Here is an 18,966-nt window from a genome sequence, read left to right on the forward strand (position 1 = left end):
GATGCGCCAGCCATGCAGGCCAGTGCTGCCGCCAGCGCAGGGCAGGGGGCCATCGTCGTGTCGGGCCTCAGCAAGCGCGTGGCCGATGCGAGCGGTGAGCTCACCATTCTGCACAGCGTGGATTTTACCGTGCAAAAGGCTGAGACGCTTGCCATTGTGGGGGCCTCGGGCTCGGGCAAATCCACCCTGCTTGGCCTGCTGGCGGGGCTGGATACGCCCAGCTCCGGAAAGGTGATCCTGGACGGCTGCGACATCTACAGCCTGGACGAGGATGGCCGCGCTGCCCTGCGCAAGGAAAAGCTGGGCTTCGTGTTCCAGTCCTTCCAGCTGCTGGCCCACCTCACGGCGCTGGAAAATGTGATGCTGCCGCTGGAACTGGCGGGAGACCGCGACGCAAAGGCAAAGGCGGACGCCATGCTGGGGCGCGTGGGCTTGTCGAGCCGCCTGAAGCACTATCCGAAGTTCCTCTCCGGCGGCGAGCAGCAGCGCGTGGCGCTGGCGCGCGCCTTCGTCACGGAACCGCCCCTGCTGCTGGCGGACGAACCGACCGGCAGCCTCGATGCCGCGACGGGCGAAGCCGTGATCCAGCTGATGTTTGAACTGAACCGCGAGCGCGGTTCCACCCTGGTGCTCGTGACGCACGACCCGTCCATCGCGGCGCGCTGCAGCCGCACCATCACGATCGCGGCGGGCCGCCTGGTGTGATGTCAGCGCCCGTGGTGCTCGACCATGCGGTTGAGCGCCACGCGGATGGCGGGCACCAGTTCGCTGGCCGTGAGGCCGATGGGGCCTGTGCCTTCGGTTACCAGCACGTCCGCCGCCATGCCGTGCAGCCAGACGGCCGCCAGCGCCGCTTCCCAGCCCGGCCAGCCCTGAGCCAGCAGGCTGCCGCACAGGCCAGCCAGCACGTCCCCCGTGCCGGCCGTCGCCAGACCGGGGTTGCCCGTGTTGTTGATGACGGCCTCGCCGGATGCGGAGGCGAGCACCGTTCCCGAACCTTTGAGCAGCACCGTGGCATTGCAGCGCGCCGCCAGCGTGCGTGCGGCTGCCAGCCGGTGCGACTGGACTTCCGCCACGGAGCTGCCAAGCAGGCGCGCCGCCTCCAGCGGATGGGGCGTGAGTACCGTGTTCGCGCTGCGGCGCGCCACGTCCGCCGTGAGCATGGCGTCTTCCGCCATGAGGTTCAGGGCGTCGGCGTCCAGGACGAGGGGCTGGGTGCTGCGGACGGCTAGCGCCAGCAGTTCGCGCGCATCGGCGGACGAACCGAGGCCCGGACCGGCGATGGTCACGGCGCTGTCGAAGTCGAAATCCCTGGCGGCGCGGCACATAAGTTCCGGCTGGGCGCTGTCGTAGGGCAGGGCGCCGCCTGCGAAACAGAGATAGACGCGGCCTGTGCCCGTCATGAGGGCCGTGCGGCCCGCCAGCACCGGGGCCCCCATCATGCCCGTTGCTCCGCCCAGCACCGCGACGTTCCCGAAGCTGCCCTTGTGCGAGTTGTGGCGGCGCGAACGGATATGGCGGGAGAACAGCTTCACGTCGTTCAGGTGGGCGCGCGATGGCGGGAACAGGGAGTCATCCAGATCGAGATCGTTCACCTGCACCAGGCCCGCGTAATCGCGGCCGTCGCAGGTGTGAAGGCCCGGCTTGTCGCCGATATAGGTGACCGTGTGCGTGGCGCGGATGGCGGCGCCCTCCGGTCCGACGACGGAGCCCGTGTCGGCATCCAGTCCGCTGGGAACGTCGAGCGCCAGGATAGGGCAGGCAAGGCCGTTGACCGTATTCACCAGCGCGGCCATGGCATCTCTCAGCGGGCGCCGAAGGCCAATGCCGAACAGGCCGTCGATAATGAGGTTCCAGTCTGCGGCAGCGATCTGTTCCCGCGTGAGCTCGGTGAAGTGCACCGCGCTGTTCCGGGCGCGGCTCAGGGCCGCAACGCGTTCCGGCGCCGGTTCGCTGGCGGGATCGAAGTGCAGGAGGGTGACCTGGGCGCCTGCGTGGGCAAGGTGAGCTGCGGTTTCGAGAGCATCCCCGCCGTTGTTGCCGGGGCCCGCCAGCACCAGGACGCGCGCGCGGCTGGTGGAGAATGGCAGCAGGTCCAGCGCCGCGTTGGCGCCCGCCTGGCCTGCCCGCTGCATCAGCGCCCCTGCGGGCAGGCGCTGTGCGGCGCGCTGTTCGATGTCGCGGATTTCCGCAACGGTATAGAGTGGGTGCATGGCGGATTGCAGGCCCGGTCGAATTAGTAAGTGAACAATTTTAGCATCGAACCAAGTCCGATCTACAATAGTGGAGGAGACAGATTTTCAAGAGGAGTGCAATGCGCTGGCAGTTCTGGATCGACAGGGGAGGCACCTTCACCGACATCGTGGCGCGCCGCCCCGACGGCAGGCTGCAGACGCACAAGCTCCTGTCCGAGAACCCCGGGCAGTACAGCGATGCGGCGGTGGCCGGCATCCGCCATCTGCTCGGCGTGGAGCCCGGCATGCCGATTCCCGCCGCCGAGGTGGAAGCCGTGAAGATGGGCACCACGGTTGCCACCAACGCCCTTCTTGAACGCAAGGGCGAACCGACCCTGCTTGCGGTCACGCGTGGCTTCCGCGACGTCTTGCGCATCGCCTACCAGAACCGTCCCCGCCTGTTCGAGCGCCACATTGTGCTGCCCGAGCTGCTGTACGGCGATGTGGTGGAGATCGGCGAACGCATGGGCGCGCACGGCGAAGTGGTGCTGCCGCTCGACCTTGAGGGCGCGCGCGCCTCCTTGCAGCAAGCCTTCGGCCGCGGCCTGCGCGCCGTCGCCATCGTTTTCATGCACGGCTACCGCTACGGGGCGCATGAACAGGCAGTGGCCCGGCTTGCACGCGAGATCGGCTTCACGCAGGTATCGGTATCGCACGAAGTAAGCCCCCTGATGAAGTTCGTCTCCCGCGGCGATACCACGGTGGTGGACGCCTACCTGTCCCCCATCCTGCGGCGCTACGTGGACCAGGTGGCGGCCGAGCTGCCGGGCGTTCAGCTTCAGTTCATGCAATCCAACGGCGGGCTGACGGACGGCCGCAGCTTTCAGGGCAAGGACAGCATCCTGAGCGGCCCGGCTGGCGGCATCGTGGGCATGGTGCGGGCCAGCCAGCTGGCGGGTTTCGGCCGCGTGATCGGCTTCGACATGGGTGGCACGTCCACGGACGTATCCCATTTCGCCGGAGAGTTCGAGCGCGAGTTCGAAACCCAGGTGGCCGGCGTGCGCATGCGCGCGCCGATGATGAGCATTCATACCGTGGCCGCGGGCGGCGGCTCCATACTGCATTTCGACGGCACCCGCCTGCGCGTGGGCCCGGACAGCGCAGGCGCCAACCCCGGCCCCGCCAGCTACCGGCGCGGCGGGCCGCTCGCTGTCACCGACTGCAACGTCATGCTGGGCAAGATCCAGCCCGACTATTTCCCTCACCTGTTTGGCCCCGATGCCGCGCAAGCGCTCGATGTGGAAGCCGTGCGGGCCGGTTTCGCCGCGCTTGCGGCGGAAATCGGCAGGACGCCCGAGCAGGTCGCCGAAGGCTTCATCGAGATCGCAGTGGGCAATATGGCGAACGCCATCAAGCAGATTTCGGTACAGCGCGGCCACGACGTCACGGCCTATACGCTGACCAGCTTCGGCGGGGCTGGCGGCCAGCATGCCTGCCTGGTGGCCGACGCGCTGGGCATGAAGACGGTGTTCATCCATTCGCTGGCGGGCGTGCTGTCCGCCTATGGCATGGGACTGGCCGATCAGTCGGCGATGCGCGAGAAGGCCGTCGAGCAGCGGCTGGACGACTGCAGCAGTCTGGCTTCGCTGCTGGCGGAGCTTGGCAAGCAGGCGCGCGAGGCGCTCCTGGCGCAGGGAGTGGATGAAGAACGCATCCTGTTGGTCGAGCGCGTGCATCTGCGCTACGAAGGCACCGATTCGGCGCTGATCGTGCTGCATGCCGATGCAGCCAGCATGCGGGCCCAGTTCGAGCAGGCCTACCGCAAGCGTTTCTCCTTCCTTATGCCGCACAAGGCGCTCGTGGTGGAGGCGGTTTCGGTCGAGGCCATCGGGCGTGGCGAGCCCGGGGGCGACGGCGCCGCAGCCAGTCCGGCGGCGCACGGTGCGGCGCTGGAACGGGAAGTGCAAATGTTCAGCGGTGGACGATGGCACGCCGCGAGCCTATTCCTGCGCGAGGCGCTGGCGCCGGGCCACACCGTGGACGGTCCGGCCATCATCGCCGAAGCCAACGCCACCACGGTAGTGGAACCCGGCTGGCGCGCGCAGGTCACGCCCCAGAATCACCTGGTGCTGACGCGCGTGCAGCCGCTGCCCGGGCGCCGCGCTATCGGCACCACGGCCGATCCCGTGATGCTGGAGGTGTTCAACAACCTCTTCATGTCCATCGCCAACCAGATGGGGCTGCGCCTGCAGAACACAGCCTACTCGGTGAACATCAAGGAACGCCTGGACTTCAGCTGCGCCATCTTCGACGCGGACGGCAACCTCATTGCCAATGCGCCACACATGCCGGTGCATCTGGGCTCGATGGGCGAGAGCATCCGCACTGTGATCCGCGAAAACGCGGGCAGGATGCATGCGGGCGACGTCTACATGCTCAACGACCCCTATCACGGCGGCACGCACCTGCCGGATGTCACGGTCATTTCTCCGGTGTTCAGCGCGGATGGCGGCGAAATCCTGTTTTACGTGGGATCGCGCGGCCACCATGCCGATATCGGCGGCACCACGCCGGGATCCATGCCGCCGGACTCGCGCAGCATCGAGGAGGAGGGCGTATTGATCGACAACTTCAAGCTGGTGGACGGCGCTTCCGGCGGCATTCTGCGCGAGGCCGAAACGCGGGCCCTGCTGGCATCGGCGCGCCATCCCGCACGCAATCCCGACCAGAATATGGCGGACCTGCGGGCCCAGGTTGCGGCCAACCAGAAGGGCGCCGAAGAGCTGCTGAAGACGGTGGACCATTTCGGCCTGGACGTGGTACGCGCCTACATGGGCCATGTGCAGGACAACGCCGAGGAAGCGGTGCGCCGCGTGATCGGCGCGCTTCACGACGGCAGCTTCCGGCTGGATATCGACAACGGCGCCGCCATCCAGGTGGCAGTGCGGATGAACCGGCAGGAGCGCAGCGCGGAGATCGACTTCACCGGCACCTCGCCTCAGCTGGACAACAATTTCAACGCCCCCGCAGCTGTCTGCATGGCCGCTGTGCTCTATGTGTTCCGCACTCTGGTGGACGACGATATCCCGCTCAACGCGGGCTGCCTGAAGCCGCTGCGCGTCATCATTCCCGAAGGCTCGATGCTCAATCCCCGCTATCCGGCGTCGGTGGTATCGGGCAATGTGGAAACCTCCACCTGCATCACGAATGCCCTGTACGGCGCGCTCGGCGTGATGGCCGCATCGCAGGGCACGATGAACAACTTCACCTTCGGGAACGCCCGCTATCAGTACTACGAAACGATCAGCGGCGGCTCGGGCGCAGGCGAGGGCTTCGACGGGACCGACGTGGTGCAGACCAATATGACGAATTCACGGCTGACCGACCCCGAAGTGCTGGAGTTCCGCTTCCCCGTGCGCCTGGAAAGCTACGAGATCCGCCACGGTTCGGGCGGCAAGGGCAGGTGGAAGGGCGGTAACGGCGGCACGCGCAAGCTGCGCTTCCTGGAGGAGATGACGGCGGCGATCCTGTCCAATAACCGCATCCATGCGCCCTTCGGCATGGCGGGCGGAGAGCCGGGTGAGCTGGGCCGCAACACCGTTCAGCGCGTGGACGGCAGCACGGAAACCCTGGGCCATATCGGCAAGACCGTGATGCGGCCCGGCGATATCTTCATCATCGACACGCCGGGCGGGGGAGGCTACGGCAAGGCTTAGGCCGTGGTGGAAATGCCGTACTTGCGCTGGGTTGCGCTGTACTGCTGCTGCAGCGATTCCAGCGCTTCGTTGTAGGGATCGAGGCCCCGGATGCGGGCGAGCAGTTTGGCGGCGTCCTCGCCCAGCGGCGCTTCCCATCCCAGCTCGTCGAGCTGGCGGATGCTGGCCCGCGCCGCGGCCACCAGGATGGGCACATTGCCCGGCGCGCGGCGCAGCGCCTGGCAGAGGGAAGTGACGGCACCCCGGTGATCGCCCTGCGCCAGCAGCGACTGCGCTTCGGACATGAGTTCCTTCAGCTGCTCCACCACCTGCTGGCCCAGGCCCTCGGCGAGATCCTCCCTGCCTGCCTTCCGGTAGAGGCGGATGGCGTCGTCGGGCGACATGCCGTTCTCGTCGTCCATCAGGCCGCGCACGATATCGGAAGCCTGGTCGTCCATATAGTGTTTGAGGCAGGCCTCGGCCAGCCCCTTTCTGAGCTGGGGAGACAGGCCCTGCGCGATGCCTGCCGCCGCCGCGGCCTTGGCCAGTTCGGCGACGGCGCCGTCCTCGTTGCCGGCCAGGTCCTGCACCAGCGCCACAGAGAGCGACTTGCATACCTCGGCGGCCGAGCTGCCGCGCATCGAGCGTTCCAGGTCGCGGATCACACTGCTGGCCTGGGCCGCGTCGCCTTTGCGGATCAGGGTCTTGACGAGATTCACGTGGTCTTCGGGATCGCGGAACTCGGAATACTTCGCCTTCGTTACCACCTGCCGGAAGGCCTTTTCGGCCACGCCGATATCGTCCGTATTGAGCGCCACTTCGCCCAGGTGCCGCAGGCGCCGCACCATGTGCGGAGAGATGGACACCGCATCCTCCAGAACGCGCTTTGCCTCCACCATCTCGCCCTGCGCCTCGTAGGTGCGGGCGAGGAGGTCGTAAGCGGCCATGAAACGGGGATTCTGCTGGATCAGTTCCGTGAGGGTCTGCTGCGCCTCCGCATGGCGCTGCTGCATGAACTGGCAGCGCGCAAGGCCCAGCTGGGCCCAGCCGAGCGGCCTGCCAAGCAGGATGCTCTGGTAGACGATTTCGGCTTCGGAGATATCGCCCAGCTCCATCAGCGTTTCGGCGCGCAGTCGGGCAAAGTCGCCCGCATAGCGCTGGGACTTTTCCGCCCCTTCGGCCGCCAGGCGCACCGCTTCCCGCAGGTTGCCTTGCGCGAGGTGCTGGTAGACGGGCAGCAGTGCGGTCCGGCGCTCGACGGCGCGGGTGATCCGCTGCAGCAGGGCGTCCGCCGTGAAAGGTTTGAGCACGTAGTCGGTGGGAGTGAGTTCCGCCGCGCCGATCACCTTGCTGTACACGCCTTCGGAGGTCAGCATGATGAAGATGGTGCCGGGGGAAATCAGCTTGTGGTGGCGCAGGTCTTCCAGCAGCTGCTGGCCGTCCTGGCCGTCGTCGCTGCCGCTGCCCAGGTCATACTCGCAGAGAATGATGTCCGGGACGGACTTGGACAGCTGGCGGATGGCCGTGCCGGAGCTCACCGCGTACTCGATCTTCGTGATCGAGGACTGGCTCAGCATATTGTGCAGATTGCCGCGCATGCCCGGATTGGGGTCGACAATGAGCACGGACAGGTCGCGGAATTCTTGCATCGTGGAGCGGGAGATAATCGTATATGCCAAGAATATGCCAATTTCGCGGGAAATCGGGCATTTCTCGTCCGGGACGCCCCGAATTAATGCATTTTACACCAAAAATGTTGCTATTAAGCCAGTAAATCGCTTGCCGGCCCAGAGGGAGAGGGCAGGACGGGAAGGGGCGGGAGCGGGTATAATGCCGGCAAAAGGAAATTCAGCAAGACCAATCAGCTCGTGCCCATTCTTCTTTTAATCCGCAGCCACGCTGCATCAACCGCCTCCCAACCATGTTGATTCTGCCGGGCTCCAACGCCCTGTCCGCATTCCGTAGCCAACGCCTTCTCACCCAACTGCAATCCGTGCTTCCGTCCGTGACGGCCGTCCAGGCGCGGTACATTCACTTTGTCGATGCCGCATCGCCGCTCTCCAGCGACGACCAGGCCCGCCTGAATGGCCTGCTGACCTATGGCGAGCCCGCCCAGCCGGAGCTGAGCGACGGCGCCGTCGAAGAGTTCATCGTCATTCCACGCTTCGGCACCATTTCGCCGTGGGCCTCGAAGGCCACCGACATCGTGCACAACTGCGGCATGGGGCATATCCACCGCGTCGAGCGCGGCGTGGCCTACCGCGTGATCCTGAAGGGCGGCATCCTGGGCAGCAGCCTGGGTGCGGCGAAAAAGCTGGATGCGGAGCAGGCGCAGGCCGTTGCGGCCCTGCTGCACGACCGCATGACCGAATCCGTGCTGCGCCATCCCGAACAGGCAGCGGACCTCTTCGGCAGCCTGGAAGCGAAGGCCCTGGAATCGATTGACGTGCTGGGCGCCGGGCGCCACGCGCTGGAAAAGGCGAACACGGATCTTGGCCTGGCCATGTCCGACGACGAAATCGACTACCTGCTGAACGCCTTCACGGCCGCCAAACGCAACCCGACGGACGTGGAGCTGATGATGTTCGCCCAGGCGAACTCCGAGCACTGCCGCCACAAGATCTTCAACGCCGACTGGACCATCGACGGCGCGGCCCAGGACCGTTCGCTGTTCAAGATGATCAAGAACACGCACGAGAAGCAGCCCAAGGGCACCATCGTCGCGTATTCGGACAACTCCTCCATCATGGAAGGCGCGGAAGTGACGCGCTTCTATCCGCGCGGCGAGGGCCATGAATACGGCGCGTCCACGGAGCTGATCCACACGCTGATGAAGGTGGAGACCCACAACCACCCGACCGCGATTTCCCCGTTCCCCGGCGCCTCCACCGGCGCGGGCGGCGAGATCCGCGACGAAGGCGCGACCGGCCGCGGCGCCAAGCCGAAGGCTGGCCTTACCGGCTTCACCGTCTCGAACCTGATGCTGCCGGACGCCGTGCGCGCCTGGGAGAACGCTGCCGACGTGACCGCGCCGGTGGGCAAGCGCGACGAGAGCAAGGCTTATGGCAAGCCAGACCGCATTGCCTCGCCGCTGCAGATCATGATCGAAGGCCCGCTGGGAGGCGCCGCCTTCTCGAACGAGTTTGGCCGTCCGGTGCTGGGCGGCTATTTCCGTACGTATGAACAGAACGTGGGCCGCTGCTTCGCGGGCGCCCAGGACACGGTGTTCGGCTACCACAAGCCCATCATGATTGCGGGCGGCATCGGCAATATCTCCGCCCAGCACACGCACAAGAACGACATCCCGGTGGGCTCGCTGCTGATCCAGCTGGGCGGCCCCGGCATGCGCATCGGCATGGGCGGCTCGGCCGCTTCCTCGATGGCGACCGGCACCAACACGGCGGACCTGGACTTCGACTCCGTCCAGCGCGGCAACCCTGAAATGGAGCGCCGTGCCCAGGAAGTGATCAACGGCTGCTGGCAGATGGGCGCTGCGAACCCCATCATCTCCATCCACGACGTGGGCGCGGGCGGCCTGTCCAACGCCTTCCCCGAAATCACCAACGACGCCAAGCGCGGCGCCATCTTCGACCTGCGCAAGATCCCGCTGGAAGAAAGCGGCATGGCGCCCAAGGAAATCTGGAGCAATGAATCGCAGGAGCGCTACGTGCTGGCGATTGCACCGGGCGACCTGCCGGTATTCCAGGCCCTGTGCGAACGCGAGCGCTGCCCCTTCGCCGTGGTGGGCACCGCCACCGAGGAGCGCCAGCTCAAGCTGATCGATCCTGAACTGGGCAATGCGCCCGTGGACATGCCGATGGAAGTCCTGCTCGGCAAACCGCCGAAGATGCACCGCGACGTGAACCACGTGCAGAACGAGTTCCCGGCGATCGACCTCACCGGCGTCGACCTGCAGGAAGCGGCGAAGGGCGTGCTGCTGCTGCCGACCGTGGCCGACAAGAGCTTCCTCATCACCATCGGCGACCGCACCGTGGGCGCCATGTCCGTGCGCGACCAGATGGTGGGCCCGTGGCAGGTGCCGGTGGCCGATTGCGCCGTGACCGCCATGAGCTACGAAGGCTTCGTGGGCGAAGCGATGGCGATGGGCGAGCGCACCCCGCTGGCCGTGATCGATGCGCCGGCCTCCGGCCGCATGGCCGTGGGCGAGACCATTACCAACATGGCCGCCGCGCCGATTGCCGATATCTCCGCGATCAAGCTCTCCGCGAACTGGATGGCGGCCTGCGGCCAGCCGGGCCAGGACGCCGCGCTGTTCGACACCGTGAAGGCAGTGGGCATGGAGCTGTGCCCGGCGCTGGGCATCAGCATCCCCGTGGGCAAGGACTCCCTGTCCATGCGCACCACCTGGAAGGACGAGGGCGCGGACAAGGCCGTGATCTCGCCGGTATCGCTGATCGTTTCCGGCTTCGCGCCCGTGTACGACGTGCGCAAGTCCCTGACCCCGCAGATCCGCATGGACCAGGGCGAAACCTCCATCATCCTCATCGACCTTGGCCGCGGCAAGAACCGCATGGGCGCGTCGGCCCTGTCGCAGGTCATCGGCCAGCTGGGCAACGAGGCGCCGGACGTGGACAATCCGGAAGACCTGAAAGGCTTCTTCACCGCGATCCAGCAGCTGAACAAGGACGGCAAGCTGCTGGCCTACCACGACCGCTCGGACGGCGGCCTGTACGCCACCCTCACGGAGATGGCCTTCGCGGGCCGCGCCGGCCTGTCCATCAATCTGGACATGCTGACGCTGGAAGGCGAGCACGCTGCCGACTGGGGCGATGCGAAGAACTGGGCAGGCCAGGTGGCCGAGCGCCGCAACGAGCTGACCCTGCGGGCCCTGTTCAGCGAGGAGCTGGGCGCCGTGATCCAGGTGCGCGCTGAAGAAAAATCCCTGGTGATGGACGTGCTGCGTTCCTTCAACCTGGGCGCCTGCAGCCATATCATCGGCAAGCCGAACGACCGCGGCGTGATCGAATTCACCCGCGACGCCAAGATCATCTACAGCGAGCAGCGCGCCGCGCTGCACCGCCTGTGGAGCGAAACGAGCTGGCGCATCTCGCGCATGCGCGAGAACCCGGCGACGGCGGACGCGGAATACGACCGCCTGCTGGACGAAACCGATCCTGGCATCTCGCCGAAGCTCACCTTCGATCTGGCGGAAAATGTGGCCGCGCCGTTCCTTGCATCCGGCGCGCGTCCGCGCGTGGCCATCCTGCGCGAGCAGGGCGTGAACTCGCACATCGAAACCGCGTGGGTGATGCACCAGTCGGGCTTCGCTGCCGTTGACGTGCACATGAGCGACCTGATTTCGGGCCGCGTGAAGCTGGACGACTTCCACGGCATCATTGCCGTCGGCGGCTTCTCCTACGGCGACGTGCTGGGTGCGGGCGAGGGCTGGGCCAAATCCATCCTCTTCAACCCGGCGATGGCCGAGCAGTTCGCGCGCTTCTTCCAGCGCAAGGACACCTTCGGCCTGGGCGTCTGCAACGGCTGCCAGATGATGAGCAACCTGAAGTCTCTGATTCCGGGCGCGCATGCCTGGCCGAAGTTCACCACCAACAAGTCGGAGAAATTCGAGGCGCGCTTCTCCATGGTCGAAGTGCAGGACTCGCCGTCCATCTTCTTCCAGGGCATGGCTGGGACGCAGTCGCCAATTGCCATCGCCCATGGCGAAGGCTTCGCGGACTTCTCGCAGACCGGCAATATCGCCGAGGCCATCGTGGCCATGCGCTTCGTGGACAACAAGGGCGCGGCAACCGAGGCCTATCCATACAACCCGAACGGCTCGCCGCAAGGCATCACTTCGGTGACCACGCCGGACGGCCGCTTCACGGTGCTCATGCCGCACGCGGAGCGCGTGTTCCGCGCCGTGCAGCTGTCCTGGCATCCGGACGAATGGACCGAGTACTCGCCGTGGATGCGCATGTTCCAGAACGCGCGCAAGTTCATCGGCTGATTCCAGCGCTTGAACAAGAAAAGCCGGGTACGTCCCGGCTTTTTTATTGTACTCTTGGCGCATGAAAAAACACTTCCTGGCCATCGCGGCGGCGTTCTCGCTGCTCGCATCTTCCGCACTCGCGGCCTGCATCGACGAACAGGGTTTCGTCCCCATCAACGGCATCGAGCAATGGATCACGATTCGCGGCGAAGGCTGCGAGAACCCTGTAGTTCTTGTGCTGCACGGAGGGCCGGGCAATCCCAATACGCCGTTCGCCAAAACGGTTTACGGCCCGTGGGAGAAGCGCTTCACCATCGTGCAATGGGACCAGCGGGGCGCAGGCATGACCTACGGCCGCAACAAGCCTTCCAGGGACGATGTGCTGACGGTGGAGCAGATGCGCGATGACGGCATTGCGGTTACGCAGCACCTGCAGAAGCGCCTGGGCAAGCGGAAACTTATTCTCGTCGGCGGTTCCTGGAGCTCGGTGCTCGGCATGCACATGGCAAAGGCGAGACCGGAACTGTTCGCGGCCTTCATCAGCACCGGCCAGGTGGTGCGGCATCCGGAATCCGACCGCGCCTTCTATTCGGCCATGCTCCAGCGTGCGCGCGAGCTGAAGGACACGGAGTCCATTGCAAAGCTGGAAGCGCTCGGAACGCCGCCGTGGACCAACCCGCGCAATTTCGGCATCGCTCGCCGCATCATGCGCAAGTACGAAGCCATGGTTACCGATCCGGCGCCCAGTCAGTGGTGGGCTTCCGATCCCTTCTACAGCACGCCAAAGGCTTTGGCCGACTACGAGGGCGGGGAGGACTACTCCTATATCCAGTTCGTCGGCTACAAGGGCGACGGCATGCTGTCGAAGATCGACATGTACAAGCTGGGAACGAAGTTCGAACTGCCCATCTTCCTTATCCAGGGCGCCGAAGACCTGCTGACAACGCCCGACGTGGCACGGCGCTACTACGACGCCATCAGCGCGCCGCAGAAGGACTTCGTGCTGCTGCCGCGCGTCGGGCACGACCCGAACCAGGCCATGCTCGATGCCCAGTTCAAGCTGCTGGAGAGGGTACGTCCCTTGGCGGACTGATTTCCTGCCCGATCATGATGCGGTGGCCGTCCACTGTGCGCAGGCCGAATTCGCGCATCTGCCACGGCTCTTCGCGCAGGGATTTCGTGATCTCCGCGCCTGCCTGCTGCGCGCGGGCGTACATGGCGTCCACATCGTCCACGCAGAGGTAGGCGAAGTAGGAGTGGTAGCCAATATCCGCCGGCGGTATCGCATCCCGGCATTCTCCCGCCATGATGGTGCAAGGGCCGCTGGAGTAGAAACGCCAGCCGGGATCGCCCATCTCGCTGATGGCAAAACCCAGCACGTCGCGGTAGAACGCCGCCGACTTCTCCAGATCCTGAACGGCGAGCACGTAGTGGTTTTGCGTAATCATGGGCGCCTCACAAGTGTTTTGCGGCCTCGCGGCGGCTTAGCGGAGCCAATATCATGCCATCGCCCGCGAGGAAGCGCCGCACGGCCTCGGGATCGTGGTGGGCGTAGTCGCGCAGCGCCCAGCCGATGGCTTTCTGGATGAAGAATTCCTTTTCGTGCGAGAGCGCGAGGGCGTACCGGAAAAGGCGCTCCGTGTCCGTATCGCCGCGCCATCCGAGCTGGTGGAGGAGGGCGATGCGGCGCACCCAGAAGTCGGAATGCGCAAGCGCTTCGTCCATTCCGTGGTGCTCGCGCCGCAGCACGTCGCCGACGATGCCCGCAATGCCGTCCACCGTGTCCCACCAGGATTTGCGCCGCGCCAGCGAGATCAGTTGCGGCAGGTGCTCCTCGCCGAGAGGCTTCCAGTGCATGGCCAGCATATCCAGCGCGGTGTAGTGGTATTCGCGCTGCGGCCGGGCCCAGAGTTCCCCGGCGGCTTCCAGCAGGGCAGCGGCGCCTGCGCCTTTCATCGCCTTGAGCAGCGGCCTGGCCGCGGCACGCCGCGCCGGTGTGGGGATACCGAGGAACTCGAAATGGTCACGCATGTAGGCGCGCATGGCGGCAGCCCTGCTTTCGTCCGCCAGGGGCAGCAGGGCCGCATCGAGGCTCGGCAGCAGGTCCATTACAGCCCCAGCTGGCCGAGAATCTCTTCCTTGAGCTGTTGCAGGTCCGGCGAGGAGAGCCTGCGCGGATGCGGATGATCCACCCTGAAGCTCGCCTGGATTTTCGTGGGCCGCGGCGACAGCACCATAATGCGGTCCGCGAGGTAAATGGCCTCTTCCACGTCGTGCGTGATGAGCAGAACGGTGTGGCGCTCTTCCTCAAGCACCCGCAGCAGCTCGTTGCGCATCTTCAGGTTCATGAGTGCGTCGAGGGCGGAGAAGGGCTCGTCCATGTAGAGGATTTCCGGCTTCACCACGAGGGCGCGCGCGATCTCGGCGCGCTTCAGCATGCCGCCCGAGAGCTGGTGCGGGTAGGCGTTCTCGAAGCCCTTCAGGCCCACCATTTCCGCATAGTGGTCGGCCAGCGCGGCCTTCTCCCCATGGTCGTCGCCGTTCAGGCCGAACATGAGGTTCTGCTGGACGGTGAGCCAGGGGAAGACGGAGCCGTGCTGCGAGATCACGATGCCCTTGGGGCTGGGGCGGGTGACGCGGACGCCGTCGATCTTCACTTCGCCGCTGTCCGGCTGCTCGAAGCCAGCGATCATTTTCATCAGCGTCGACTTGCCGCAGCCCGAGGGACCGACGATGGCGACGAATTCCCCGTCCGCGATCTGGAGGTCGACGCCGTCCACCACTGGCAGCGCCTTGAAGTCCTTGCGGATATTGCTGATGACGATCTTAGCGTCCATAGCGCCACCTTACCTGTTTGAGTCCTTCGAAGAGCCGCATCAGGCCATCGAGTCCAAGGCCGATCAGGCCGATGATGATCATGCCCGCCACCACGAGGTCGTAGCGGTTGCCCGCGTTGCGCGAATCCATGATGAGGTAGCCGAGGCCGGAGCGCAGGGCGATCATCTCGGCGGCCACCACCACGAGCCAGGCCACGCCCAGGCCGATGCGCATGCCGACGATAATCTCCGGCAGCACGGCAGGGATGATCACCTGGCGGAACAGCTTGCGCCGCGATACGCCGAAGTTCTCTGCGGCGCGGAGATAGCGCTGCTCGATGGTGTGCACGCCGGCGGCGGTCTGCACGATCATCGGGAACACGGAGGCAAGGAAAATCAGGAAGATCGGCGAGAGGTTGCCGACGCCGAACCACAGGATCGCGATGGGTATCCACGCAATGGGCGAAATGGGGCGGAGGATCTGGAACACCGGGTTCAGGGTGCGGAAGGCGCCTTCCACACGCCCCATCCACAGCCCGAGCGGCACGGCGAAGGCGACTGCGATGAGGAAGCCTGCTCCCACACGGCCCAGCGAGGCGCCAATGTGCTCCCACAAAGTGCCGTCCTCCACCAGCTCCATGGTGCCGGTGACGACCTGCGCGGGCGTGGGGAAGATCACGCTTTCCGTCTGGACCACGACGATCCACCAGACTGCGACGATGGCAATCAGCACTGCCATCGGCGGCCATATCCTGTTCAGTTTCTCCATGGGCTATGCGATGTGTTTTAAGAGGGATTGGAAACGCCAGCGCAGGCGCGGCCAGCCTTGGGCGGGCGCTTCCTCGACGGTGACGGTCATTTGCCCGCTGGCGTGGGCGGTGCAGGCGAAGGGATGCTCGCCCGCCTGTTCGAAGGGCAGGCGGAAATCCTGCCCCGGCATGATGAGTACCGGGCCGAAGATCTGGGGCACGGTGTCGCTGTTGCGCAGCAGGAGCACGTCCTGCACGCCGAGCGTGAGCGTGACGCGCTCCGGAAGAATCTCCGCCTTCTCGCCAGCCATGCGGCGCGCCCAGGTGCCTTTCGGGATCTCGAACAGCTGTTCGCGCGAGGCGGCAGTCACCGGCGCCAGCGCTGCCCACAGCAGAGGGGCGGCCGCCGCGAGGACAGGCAGGGCGATCTTGAGCTGCTTCTTCATCTATTCCTTCGCCAGCAGCCTTGTGTCGTGCACGATCTCGCCGGCGGGCCGGCCGTAGGGCATGAGGGCGCGCAGCTTGCCTTGCTTGTCGATGAAGTAGAGGTAGGACGAATGGCCCATGAGGTAATCGGTCTTGCTGCCGCCAACAGGCTGCTTCGTGGCCGTGATGCCGTAGTCCTTGCGGATGGTTGCCATCTGTTCCGGCGTGCCGGTGAGGCCGATGAAGCTCTTGTCGAACTGGGCGAGATAGGTCTTGAGCCGCTGCGGCGTGTCGCGCTCGGGATCGACGGAGACAAACACCACCTGCAGCTGCTCCGCCTCCGCCCCCATCTTGCGGCGCGCCTCGGCCAGCAGGGAGAGCGAAACGGGGCAGACCTCCTGGCAGTGGGTGAAACCGAATTCCAGCACCACCACCTTGCCGCGCAGGGCGGACAGCTTGAAGGCGCTGCCGTCGGCGGCTTTCTGCGCGATCTCCGGCGCCATGCGCGCGGGCTCGAAGACGCCGGACTTGAGTTTGGGCCCGGAAGCGAAGGCGCTGCCTGCCGCCAGCAGCAGGGCGCACAGCGGCAGAAAGCGCGGGCTCACAGCGCCACCCTGGCGGGGCGGATATTTTTGACGAAGCTCTCGTCCACGTACTGTTCGTAGGCGACGGGGCGCTTCAGGGTGCCCGCTTCGATGGAGAGCTTCATCAGCTCGTCGAATTCGCTGCGGATCATGCGCAGGTCGCCGTAGGTCACGCGGTCGGAGGGGTTCTCCATCACAAACTTGATGATGTTGGGGTCCTGGTTGAAGAACTTGCGGCCGGAGGCGATGGCGGCCGCCTTGCTGCGGTTGGCGGGGGCGGCGTCCAGCCAGTTGCCCGCTGCCTGCACGTAGTTCACCAGTTCCTGCACCAGCGGGCGGTTGGTCTTGATCAGCTCTTCGCGCACGGTGAGCACGCAGCAGATGTAGTTGCGCCATTCGTCCCGTGTCATCGACAGGGGCCGCGCATAGCCTGCGCGCTGGGCGGCGGCGCCAAAGGGCTCGCCCGTGCAGTAGCCGTCCACTGCCTTGGCGTACAGTGCCGCAGGCATATCCGGCGGGGCCATCTCGATGATTTCCACGTCCTTGGGCGACATGTTCTCGCGCGCCAGCATCTTGCGCAGGAAAAGGAAGTCCACCGCGAAGCGGCTCGGAATGGCGATGCGCTTGCCTTTGAGGTCGGCGAAGCGCTTGTAGGGCGAGTCGGTGCGCACCATGATAACGGCGCCCGAGCGGTGGCCCAGCGACACGATCTTGAGGGGAATGCGCTTGTCCGTGAGGTCCATCACCAGGGGCGCCAGCATGTAGGCGGCCTGGATGCGGCCCGTCATCAGCGATTCCTTGATCTCCGGCCAGCCCGCGTACTTGCTGTATTCGAAGGCCGTGAAAGGCGCGTTGGGCTTGCCGTCCGCCGCCGCCTTGGCCTTGCAGGCGATGGGCAGGGTCAGGTTGCAGGTGACGGGCAGCCCGCCCACCACCAGTTGGGAGTCGGCCGCACGGGCGGAGGACATGCCCACCAGCGGCAGGGCGAGGGCGCTGCCGATCAGCTGGCGGCGGTGGCGGGAGGGTGCGTCCACGGAAACGTTTCCAAATTTACGAGTTGGCAAATTTTAGCATTGGAAGCGGGCCGCCATGGCAAAAAAAAAGCGCTCCGGTGAACTGACCCCAAAGAGTTGGACAGTTTAGTTAGGCAGCCAAGGGCTGAGTCCGGAATTGTACCGGGCTCAGCCCTTTTAGTTTGAGCTTGATGCGGTCATGGTTGTAGTAATGGATGTAGCGCTTCAGCCCAGCCCTGAGTTCCTCGACGCTGTTGAACTTATTGAGGTAGAAGAACTCGGTCTTCAACACCGCGAAAAAGCTCTCCATCGCCGCGTTATCGAGGCAGTTTCCCTTCCGCGACATGCTTTGCACCAGCTCGCGTTGGTGGAGCTGACGCTGGTAGGCGGGCATACGATATTGCCACCCTTGGTCGGAATGAAGCATCGGTTTGTCGTTGGGGCCGAGTTTCGCCAGTGCCTGCTTCAGCATTGAGCTGACCAATTCGAACTTGGGACGCTCGGCGGTTTCGAAGGCGACGATTTCGCCGTTGTAGAGATCGAGCACAAGCGAAAGATACAGCTTCCTGCCGGCCACATTGAACTCGGTCACATCGGTAACCCACTTCTGGTTGGCGGCATCGGCCTGGAACTGGCGGTTCAGCTCGTTCGATGCAGCACGCCCCACCTCGCCCCTGAATGATCGGTATTTCTTGGGTCGAACCAGCGATTTCAGTCCCAGCGTTCCCATCAAGCGCTGTACTTTTTTATGGTTGACCAGCAGACCCAGCTGACGCACCGCGGCAGTGACGCGGCGATAGCCATAACGTCCCTGGTGACGATTAAATATCGTCTTGATCTGCTCTTTAACCTGCGCGTGCTTGTCGCCGCCTTGAAGCACTTTCTGCTGGTAGTAGAAGGTGCTGCGCGGCAGCTTTGCCAGCTTCAACAATCCGGCAATTGGATACTGCTGCCTTAGTTCCTGCACTACTTGCGCTTTTTGGCGGGAGTCGCCTTCTGCTGTGCTTGAACCAAGGCTCGCAACTTTTTTAGATATGCCACCTCCATGCGGAGATGGTTTACCTCCGCCAGCAGCTCCTCGCGGGTGCGCGTGTCATCGTTGGGGGAATCTTCTGTTTTTTCCGTTGCGGTTGCCATCTTGCTCGGTTTTCCTCGTTGGCCGGGCTGCAGGGCATCCAGCCCGCCATTTTCGTAACTACGCCCCCAAGCAGCCAGAATGCCAGGATTGCGGATATTGAACTGAGCGGCCGTCTGACCGTATGAAAGTTCATTTTCCCACATGTGCCGCAAGACTGAGAGCTTGAACTCGGCACTGTAGTGGCTGAACTTCTTCTTGAGTCCTCCGACACCATGGGCCCGGAACGACTCCACCCAGCGTCGCACCATCCCATATGCGACCCTATGCTCTTGCGCGATCGTCCTGTAACCGGCCCCGCCGCGCAGGTACTGCTGAACTACCGCTAGCTTGAACTTCTCATCGTACTTCGTCATGAAAAAACCCCAAAAGTTGGTGTCCAACTCTTGGGGTTCAGTTCAGAGAGCGCTTTTTTGCAGCCAGG

At 64.9% G+C, this 18,966-nt stretch carries 14 protein-coding genes; 4 read left to right on the top strand and 10 right to left on the bottom strand.

What is annotated here, in order from left to right; all coding sequences use genetic code 11:
• Positions 1-12: 12 nt before the first annotated feature.
• Positions 13-705, top strand: coding sequence for an ABC transporter ATP-binding protein (locus LSQ66_RS08705; protein WP_231770080.1), 693 nt, complete (start codon positions 13-15; stop codon positions 703-705).
• A gap of 2 nt (positions 706-707) precedes the next feature.
• On the opposite strand, the gene LSQ66_RS08710 is transcribed toward LSQ66_RS08705, so the two are convergent.
• Entirely contained in the window at positions 708-2,213 is a 1,506-nt protein-coding gene (locus LSQ66_RS08710) for an NAD(P)H-hydrate dehydratase (protein WP_231769382.1), read from the bottom strand.
• Between the two features lie 101 nt (positions 2,214-2,314).
• Here LSQ66_RS08710 and LSQ66_RS08715 point away from each other — a divergent pair, with 101 nt between their 5' ends.
• Positions 2,315-5,890 carry a hydantoinase B/oxoprolinase family protein gene (locus LSQ66_RS08715; RefSeq protein ID WP_231769383.1) on the top strand — a complete coding sequence of 1,192 codons (3,576 nt, stop codon included), beginning with the start codon at positions 2,315-2,317 and terminating at the stop codon, positions 5,888-5,890.
• Here the strand turns inward: LSQ66_RS08715 and LSQ66_RS08720 are convergent.
• On the bottom strand, positions 5,887-7,518 hold the full coding sequence (locus tag LSQ66_RS08720; RefSeq protein WP_231769384.1) for a response regulator: 1,632 nt from the start codon (positions 7,516-7,518) through the stop codon (positions 5,887-5,889). The two genes, LSQ66_RS08715 and LSQ66_RS08720, sit on opposite strands and share 4 nt — an antisense overlap.
• A gap of 272 nt (positions 7,519-7,790) precedes the next feature.
• Here LSQ66_RS08720 and purL point away from each other — a divergent pair, with 272 nt between their 5' ends.
• Both purL and LSQ66_RS08730 read left to right on the top strand, forming a co-directional pair.
• Entirely contained in the window at positions 7,791-11,837 is a 4,047-nt protein-coding gene (gene purL / locus LSQ66_RS08725) for a phosphoribosylformylglycinamidine synthase (RefSeq protein WP_231769385.1), read from the top strand.
• A 61-nt stretch (positions 11,838-11,898) separates the two neighbouring features.
• Positions 11,899-12,912 carry an alpha/beta fold hydrolase gene (locus LSQ66_RS08730; protein ID WP_231769386.1) on the top strand — a complete coding sequence of 338 codons (1,014 nt, stop codon included), beginning with the start codon at positions 11,899-11,901 and terminating at the stop codon, positions 12,910-12,912.
• Here LSQ66_RS08730 and LSQ66_RS08735 read toward each other — a convergent pair.
• The 8 genes from LSQ66_RS08735 to LSQ66_RS08770 form a co-directional block, all read right to left on the bottom strand.
• Complete coding sequence (locus LSQ66_RS08735; RefSeq protein WP_231769387.1) at positions 12,875-13,267, bottom strand: VOC family protein; 393 nt, start codon at positions 13,265-13,267, stop codon at positions 12,875-12,877. The two genes, LSQ66_RS08730 and LSQ66_RS08735, sit on opposite strands and share 38 nt — an antisense overlap.
• 7 nt (positions 13,268-13,274) lie before the next feature.
• Positions 13,275-13,928 carry a DNA alkylation repair protein gene (locus LSQ66_RS08740; RefSeq protein WP_231769388.1) on the bottom strand — a complete coding sequence of 218 codons (654 nt, stop codon included), beginning with the start codon at positions 13,926-13,928 and terminating at the stop codon, positions 13,275-13,277.
• Positions 13,928-14,656 carry an ABC transporter ATP-binding protein gene (locus LSQ66_RS08745; RefSeq protein WP_231769389.1) on the bottom strand — a complete coding sequence of 243 codons (729 nt, stop codon included), beginning with the start codon at positions 14,654-14,656 and terminating at the stop codon, positions 13,928-13,930. The genes LSQ66_RS08740 and LSQ66_RS08745 overlap by 1 nt, the downstream gene beginning before the upstream one ends.
• Positions 14,646-15,374: an ABC transporter permease gene (locus tag LSQ66_RS08750; RefSeq protein ID WP_231769390.1), complete on the bottom strand. Its 729-nt coding sequence runs from the start codon at positions 15,372-15,374 to the stop codon at positions 14,646-14,648. Before LSQ66_RS08750 ends, LSQ66_RS08745 begins: the two co-directional genes overlap by 11 nt.
• Positions 15,375-15,407: 33 nt before the next feature.
• Positions 15,408-15,830 carry a cupredoxin domain-containing protein gene (locus tag LSQ66_RS08755; protein ID WP_231769391.1) on the bottom strand — a complete coding sequence of 141 codons (423 nt, stop codon included), beginning with the start codon at positions 15,828-15,830 and terminating at the stop codon, positions 15,408-15,410.
• On the bottom strand, positions 15,831-16,415 hold the full coding sequence (locus tag LSQ66_RS08760) for an SCO family protein (protein ID WP_231769392.1): 585 nt from the start codon (positions 16,413-16,415) through the stop codon (positions 15,831-15,833).
• A complete protein-coding gene (locus LSQ66_RS08765) occupies positions 16,412-17,428 on the bottom strand; it encodes an ABC transporter substrate-binding protein (protein WP_231769393.1) in 1,017 nt (338 codons plus the stop codon). The genes LSQ66_RS08760 and LSQ66_RS08765 overlap by 4 nt, the downstream gene beginning before the upstream one ends.
• A 109-nt stretch (positions 17,429-17,537) precedes the next feature.
• Positions 17,538-18,898 (bottom strand): IS3 family transposase gene (locus LSQ66_RS08770; RefSeq protein ID WP_231769394.1). Its coding sequence is split into 2 segments (ribosomal slippage): positions 17,538-18,416 and positions 18,419-18,898, totalling 1,359 coding nucleotides; the frame shifts between segments, so codons are not numbered across the junction.
• Between the last annotated feature and the right edge of the window lie 68 nt (positions 18,899-18,966).

This window comes from Massilia endophytica (genome assembly GCF_021165955.1).
Taxonomy (GTDB): domain Bacteria; phylum Pseudomonadota; class Gammaproteobacteria; order Burkholderiales; family Burkholderiaceae_D; genus Rugamonas; species Rugamonas endophytica.

Coding starts and splice junctions, on each gene's coding strand:
- LSQ66_RS08755 (WP_231769391.1), bottom strand. CDS start 15,830: ATGAAGAAGCAGCTCAAGATCGCCCTGCCTGTCCTCGCGGCGGCCGCC.
- purL (WP_231769385.1), top strand. CDS start 7,791: ATGTTGATTCTGCCGGGCTCCAACGCCCTGTCCGCATTCCGTAGCCAA.
- LSQ66_RS08730 (WP_231769386.1), top strand. CDS start 11,899: ATGAAAAAACACTTCCTGGCCATCGCGGCGGCGTTCTCGCTGCTCGCA.
- LSQ66_RS08735 (WP_231769387.1), bottom strand. CDS start 13,267: ATGATTACGCAAAACCACTACGTGCTCGCCGTTCAGGATCTGGAGAAG.
- LSQ66_RS08745 (WP_231769389.1), bottom strand. CDS start 14,656: ATGGACGCTAAGATCGTCATCAGCAATATCCGCAAGGACTTCAAGGCG.
- LSQ66_RS08740 (WP_231769388.1), bottom strand. CDS start 13,928: ATGGACCTGCTGCCGAGCCTCGATGCGGCCCTGCTGCCCCTGGCGGAC.
- LSQ66_RS08720 (WP_231769384.1), bottom strand. CDS start 7,518: ATGCAAGAATTCCGCGACCTGTCCGTGCTCATTGTCGACCCCAATCCG.
- LSQ66_RS08705 (WP_231770080.1), top strand. CDS start 13: ATGCAGGCCAGTGCTGCCGCCAGCGCAGGGCAGGGGGCCATCGTCGTG.
- LSQ66_RS08715 (WP_231769383.1), top strand. CDS start 2,315: ATGCGCTGGCAGTTCTGGATCGACAGGGGAGGCACCTTCACCGACATC.
- LSQ66_RS08750 (WP_231769390.1), bottom strand. CDS start 15,374: ATGGCAGTGCTGATTGCCATCGTCGCAGTCTGGTGGATCGTCGTGGTC.
- LSQ66_RS08710 (WP_231769382.1), bottom strand. CDS start 2,213: ATGCACCCACTCTATACCGTTGCGGAAATCCGCGACATCGAACAGCGC.